At 60.6% G+C, this 5,144-nt stretch carries 6 protein-coding genes and 2 pseudogenes; 4 read left to right on the top strand and 4 right to left on the bottom strand.

Annotated features, from left to right (window positions below):
- Window positions 1–111, top strand: a pseudogene (locus ACWNRM_RS15100) (IS630 family transposase); the annotation flags it as partial.
- 81 nt (window positions 112–192) lie between these two features.
- Here the strand turns inward: ACWNRM_RS15100 and ACWNRM_RS15095 are convergent.
- The 3 genes from ACWNRM_RS15095 to ACWNRM_RS15085 form a co-directional block, all read right to left on the bottom strand.
- Window positions 193–1,194: an SDR family oxidoreductase gene (locus ACWNRM_RS15095; RefSeq protein WP_485171497.1), complete on the bottom strand. Its 1,002-nt coding sequence runs from the start codon at window positions 1,192–1,194 to the stop codon at window positions 193–195.
- 20 nt (window positions 1,195–1,214) lie between these two features.
- Window positions 1,215–1,769, bottom strand: coding sequence for a YqaA family protein (locus tag ACWNRM_RS15090; protein ID WP_485171498.1), 555 nt, complete (start codon window positions 1,767–1,769; stop codon window positions 1,215–1,217).
- 72 nt (window positions 1,770–1,841) lie between these two features.
- Window positions 1,842–2,168 (bottom strand): YnfA family protein, encoded by a 327-nt coding sequence (locus tag ACWNRM_RS15085; RefSeq protein ID WP_485171496.1) that lies wholly within the window; start codon window positions 2,166–2,168, stop codon window positions 1,842–1,844.
- A gap of 379 nt (window positions 2,169–2,547) precedes the next feature.
- Between ACWNRM_RS15085 and ACWNRM_RS15080 the strand changes: the two genes are divergently transcribed.
- Genes ACWNRM_RS15080 through ACWNRM_RS15070 form a run of 3 tightly spaced genes read left to right on the top strand, consistent with a single transcriptional unit; the run spans window position 2,548 to window position 5,022 of the window.
- On the top strand, window positions 2,548–3,363 hold the full coding sequence (locus ACWNRM_RS15080) for a MetQ/NlpA family ABC transporter substrate-binding protein (protein ID WP_485171495.1): 816 nt from the start codon (window positions 2,548–2,550) through the stop codon (window positions 3,361–3,363).
- On the top strand, window positions 3,360–4,391 hold the full coding sequence (locus ACWNRM_RS15075; protein ID WP_485171494.1) for a methionine ABC transporter ATP-binding protein: 1,032 nt from the start codon (window positions 3,360–3,362) through the stop codon (window positions 4,389–4,391). Before ACWNRM_RS15080 ends, ACWNRM_RS15075 begins: the two co-directional genes overlap by 4 nt.
- Entirely contained in the window at window positions 4,372–5,022 is a 651-nt protein-coding gene (locus tag ACWNRM_RS15070) for a methionine ABC transporter permease (RefSeq protein WP_485171493.1), read from the top strand. Before ACWNRM_RS15075 ends, ACWNRM_RS15070 begins: the two co-directional genes overlap by 20 nt.
- A gap of 12 nt (window positions 5,023–5,034) precedes the next feature.
- On the opposite strand, the pseudogene ACWNRM_RS15065 reads toward ACWNRM_RS15070, so the two are convergent.
- A pseudogene (locus ACWNRM_RS15065) lies at window positions 5,035–5,144 on the bottom strand (IS630 family transposase); the annotation flags it as partial.

Raw genomic sequence — 5,144 nt, 5'->3', positions numbered from 1 at the left:
GCCGAACGCACCCGCGACGGGCTTTGGAACAGGATCGGCAAACTCATCGATCAGGTCGCGCCCGCAGAATGCGCCAACTTCTTCACCGCCGCTGGATACAAGCCAGATTGAGAGGAAAACGCTCTAGGTATCGCTGCCGGTCCCGACTACCCGGATAATTGCTATCCGGATGGTCGGTTCTGGCTGAGGGTGTCAGGTCCTGCCGCGCGTGTTGCGCCACAAGGCTGCAAGGCCCGCCAGCGTCAGGAGGGTTGCCCCCAGACCGATGCGTCGGGGGATCGTCAGCAGCAGAGGCTTACGGCCCTGTTCGCGCAGGGGCGTGCCGTCATATGGGCCATGTGCCGCGTAGGCACCCTCGACAGTTTCCTGCAGGGAATCCGGCGCCTCGTCCGGGAGGCCAGTACCGAACTGGGCCTTGAAGCCCGTGCGCGCAAGATAACGGTCGCGCAATGAAGGCGCCAGCCCGTTGAGCAGGCTTGGCAGAATGGACGATGCCCCCACCCAGATATCACGGTGATGACCCAGGACAGCCTGACAGATGGCGTGTGCTGCAACCTCGGGTTCATAAACGCGCCCGACGGGCCTGAGCGTGTGACCGGAGAGATTGCGGCTCCATCCCAGCCTTGGCGTGTTGATGGAGGGCAGATGCACAACGGTCAGATCGATGCGATCGGACAGTGCACGGATTTCGGGGCGGACGCTGTCGCAGAAGGCGCCGACTGCCGCATGAGCGCCATTGATGGCAGATTGCAACGGCAGGCCGCGCAGGGGGTGAGCCAGCCCAAGATTGACGATCGTGCCGCTACCACGCCGGCGCATGCAGGCCAGAGCTGCCTGTGTGCCGAAAACCGAGCCGAGATAGGTCACATCGGTCACGCGGCGCAATGTGGCCTCATCGAGCGACAGGACCGGGCCGATGGCGGTGACGCCCGCAGCGTTGATCCAGACCGTGATCGGACCCAGATTGCGCTCAACCTGCTCGGCAGCCTGAGCAAGCGCCGCAGCGTCTGATACATCCACCTGCAGGGTGAGGGTGCGCACCGCGCTTGTCTCGAGTTCCTGAGCGGCATCCTGAAGCCGCTGCTCGTTTCGACCGATCAAGGCAATGTCAAAGCCATAGGATGCCAGCATACGCACGGTGGCTCGCCCGATACCGGCTCCGGCGCCTGTGACGACGGCAATCTGGTTGGGCATGGCGGCAATCCTCATCCGGTCTACAAAAGGGTGACAGCCAGAATGCCAGCGATGATGAGAAAGAGAAAGCCTGCGAGAACGAGGGTCAGGCGGCGCTCGATGAAATCACGGATAGGTGCACCGTAGAACCAGAGCAGGGTCGCAACCAGAAAGAAGCGTGCCCCGCGTGTGACCAGACTGGCCGCGATAAACGGCAGGATCGCGAAATGCGCTGCACCTGCCGCGATCGTGACGATCTTGAAGGGGATGGGTGTCAGCCCCTTGAGCAGGATGATGGCCACACCATACTGGCGGAACTTCTCCTGCATGACCGCCAGTGTGTGCTCGGCATGATAGAAATGGACGATGGGCAGCGCGACATGCTGCAGCAGCATGGCGCCAATCACCCAACCGAGCATCGCCCCGGTGACGGAGCCTACCGTGCAGATGGCCGCGAGCCTGAAGGCGTGCTCACGGGCCGCCAGGATCATGGGGATCAGCATCAGGTCAACAGGGATCGGAAAGAACGAAGCCTCGGCAAAAGCGACGGCAAACAGCCACCATCCCGCGTGAGGCGAAGCCGCGAGGGTAAGCATACGCTTATAGAGTGGCTGGAACACGACAGATCTCCGGTATTCAGAACGACCGTCAATGACCCATGTCACGGGTCATGTCGAGCGAGGGCCCCAGAGAATCAGGGCCGCGCCACCCAGACAGATTGCCGCTCCTGCCAGTTCCCAGCGGTCAGGGGTGCGTCCTTCAAACACACGCATCCAGACAAGTGAGGCTGTGATATAGACGCCACCATAGGCAGCATAGGCCCGACCGGCGCTGTCACTGTCGATGCGGGTCAGGATCAGGGCAAAAAGCACGAGGCTGAGCATACCGGGAAACAGCCACCAGATCGATCGTCCCAATCTGGCCCATGCCCAGAAAGCGAAGCAGCCGCCGATTTCCGCAAAACCGGCAGTGAGATAACAGAGAAGCGACAGCATGGCCTTGTCCTGGCTGGAATGAGCGTTCCGCTACGAGCCATTCATACAGCCATCTTACGGAATTTAATCATCAAAGGCCGGATTATGCCGCGATAAAACGCATGGCGATTGAAAATCTGTCTGTGGCAGGACACCACTTCAGGTGGTTTATCTGTCGCCAGACGTCTGAACTCAATCAGCATCGGCATTCGGGTGCCGCCTCGTGAGAGATGACCAGGACGAGAGTGCAAGGCGAGGTACGAAAAAGCGATGGATCATTGCTTTATCGAGCGTTCTGTATAAGACACAGATCAATCGTTGAATGCGTCGAGACTGATATTATTAACGAATAAAAATCGTTTAATATAACGGCTCGCGCCAGGAACCGGATATCTTTCTCATGTCCTTCGCCTCGCTGCCGCGTCGTACGGTGTTGTCCTCGCTTCTTGGTGCGTCCATGGCTCTAGGCCTGCGCGGCGCCCGTGCCGAGGGTAAGCCCATTCGTGTGGGAATCATGGCGGGCGAGGATGAGGATATCTGGCGTCTGGTCAGTCAGAACGCGCAGAAGCAGGGGCTGGCGCTCAAGATCGTCACGTTCTCTGATTATTCGACACCGGACGAGGCGCTGGCGTCGCACGACCTCGATGCCAATTCCTTTCAGCACAAGCCGTTTCTCAAGGCGCAGTGCGACGCGCATGGCTACCGTATCACCCCTGTCGGGGATACGTATGTCGCGCCGATCGGCCTCTATTCGCGCAAATGGAAAACGCTCGCGGCCCTCCCCAAGGGGGCGGTGATCGGTGTGCCCAATGACCCGAGCAATGAAGGGCGTGCGCTGCTGCTGCTTCAGACACTGGGCTTCATCAAGCTGTCGCCATCTGCGGGCCTGCTGCCGACGCCGCTGGATATCACCGAGAATCCGCATGAATTCACCATACGCGAGCTGGATGCCGGGGTGGTGGGGCGTGCCCTGCCGGATCTGGATGCAGCGGTGATCAACACCGACTGGGCACACAAGGCCGGGGTCGATGTGGTGCATGAGCGGCTGGCGCGTGAGGGCGTGAAGGACAATCCCTATATCTGCGTGATTGCCGTCAACACCGATGATGTGCAGGCGCCCTGGGTCAAGCCGCTGGTCAGTGCCTATCAGCAGCCCAATATCCGTCAGGCGCTCATTGATGTTTATGCCAATACTGTCATCCCTGCGTTTTCATGACGCTTCTTGATGTTTCGGGTCTGTCGTGCCGTTTCGGGACGCAGACCGCGCTGAGCGATATCAGTTTTCAGGTTGATAAAGGCGAGATCATCGGCGTGATCGGCAGTTCCGGCGCGGGAAAATCCACCCTGCTGCGTTGCCTCTGTGCGCTTGAGCGCCCTTCGGAAGGGCGAATCCTGCTCGACGGAGCCGATCTCGCTGCCCTGCCTGAACGCGACCTCGTGGCGGTGCGCCGCAAGGTCGGGCTCGTGTTCCAGCATTTCAACCTGCTCGACTCACGCGATGCGGCTGGCAATATTGCCCTGCCGCTCGAAATTGCCGGCTGGCCCCGTGCTCGGATTGCCCCACGCGTGGCGGAACTCCTGACGCTGGTCGGGCTCGAAGGGCATGGGCACAAGCGCCCCTCCGAATTATCAGGCGGTCAGAAGCAGCGTGTGGGCATTGCGCGTGCCATTGCCAATTCACCCTCGTTGCTTCTGTGCGATGAGGCAACATCTGCCCTCGATCCGCACACGACGTCCTCCATTCTCGAATTGCTGGCGCAGATCAACCGTGATCTGGGCCTGACGATCATCCTGATTACGCATGAGATGGACGTTGTGAGACGCTTTGCCCATCGCGTGCTGGTGCTCGATCATGGCTCGCTGATCGAAAACGGCACGATGGCGACCTTGCTGCGTGACAGTCGCGGCGATGAGCGTCTGGAGCGGCTTCTGGCCGATATCCGACCGACCCTTCCAGCCTATGTCCGTGAGAAGCTTTCGCCTGATCCGCGCCCCGGAGACAGAGCCCTGCTGCGTGTCGTGCTTGGCGCACAGGCCGCCTGCACGGCATTTCTGTCGGAGATCACGCGTCGTTTCGATCAGGATATCACGCTTGTGCAGGGCGGGGCGCTCGATTGCGGGGGAGAACCCCTGACCGACATGATCCTGGCCCTTTCCGCGCCGCTGAGCCCATCGCTCAGCCTCTATCTCGACCAGCAGGCCCATGTGACGGAGATACTCGGCTATGTACCGGCTGATCGGTAAGCTTATCATCGATTCCACCCTCCAGACGATGGAAATGGTCGCAGCCTCGACACTGGTGGCCCTCGTGTTTGGCCTGCCTCTTGCCGTGCTGATGATCGCGACCCGTCGCAAGGACCTGTATGACGTGCCGTGGCTTGGCTACCCCATCGGCTGGCTGATCGACGCCATAAGGGCCATTCCGTTCATCATCCTGCTGGTCCTGCTCATCCCGGTCACGCGGCTGATTGCCGGTACGTCTCTGGGTACGCTGGCGGCCATTGTGCCGCTCTCGATTGCAGCCATTCCCTATTTCGCCCGCATTGCCGAAATTTCCCTTCAGGAAATAGAGCCCGGGCTGATCGAGGCTGTGCGTGTCATGGGTGGAACGCGCTGGATGGTCATCCGCTATGTGCTGATTCCCGAAGCCCTGCCCGGATTGCTCTCAGGGCTGACTGTCACCGCCATCACCCTCGTCGGCGCCTCGGCCATGGCGGGGGCGATCGGTGCGGGCGGTCTGGGTGATCTGGCCATCCGCTACGGCTATCAGCGCTTCAACACCACCATTATGTTCGCTGTGGTGGCTGTGCTGATCCTCCTTGTGGGGCTTATTCAGGGAGCGGGGACCCTGGCGGTGCGAACAGTCAAACGCTAGAGCGTTTTCCTCTCAATCTGGCTTGTATCCAGCGGCGGTGAAGAAGTTGGCGCATTCTGCGGGCGCGACCTGATCGATGAGTTTGCCGATCCTGTTCCAAAGCCCGTCGCGGGTGCGTTCGG

The sequence above is a fragment of the Asaia sp. A2 genome (assembly GCF_057319415.1).
Note: the sequence above shows the minus strand (reverse complement) of the source record. Positions and strands in the feature narration are given on the sequence as shown.

Bases quoted from the DNA above. Each gene is read 5' to 3' on its own strand.
- ACWNRM_RS15095 (WP_485171497.1), bottom strand. From the start codon at position 1,194: ATGCCCAACCAGATTGCCGTCGTCACAGGCGCCGGAGCCGGTATCGGG.
- ACWNRM_RS15075 (WP_485171494.1), top strand. From the start codon at position 3,360: ATGACGCTTCTTGATGTTTCGGGTCTGTCGTGCCGTTTCGGGACGCAG.
- ACWNRM_RS15070 (WP_485171493.1), top strand. From the start codon at position 4,372: ATGTACCGGCTGATCGGTAAGCTTATCATCGATTCCACCCTCCAGACG.
- ACWNRM_RS15080 (WP_485171495.1), top strand. From the start codon at position 2,548: ATGTCCTTCGCCTCGCTGCCGCGTCGTACGGTGTTGTCCTCGCTTCTT.
- ACWNRM_RS15090 (WP_485171498.1), bottom strand. From the start codon at position 1,769: ATGCTTACCCTCGCGGCTTCGCCTCACGCGGGATGGTGGCTGTTTGCC.
- ACWNRM_RS15085 (WP_485171496.1), bottom strand. From the start codon at position 2,168: ATGCTGTCGCTTCTCTGTTATCTCACTGCCGGTTTTGCGGAAATCGGC.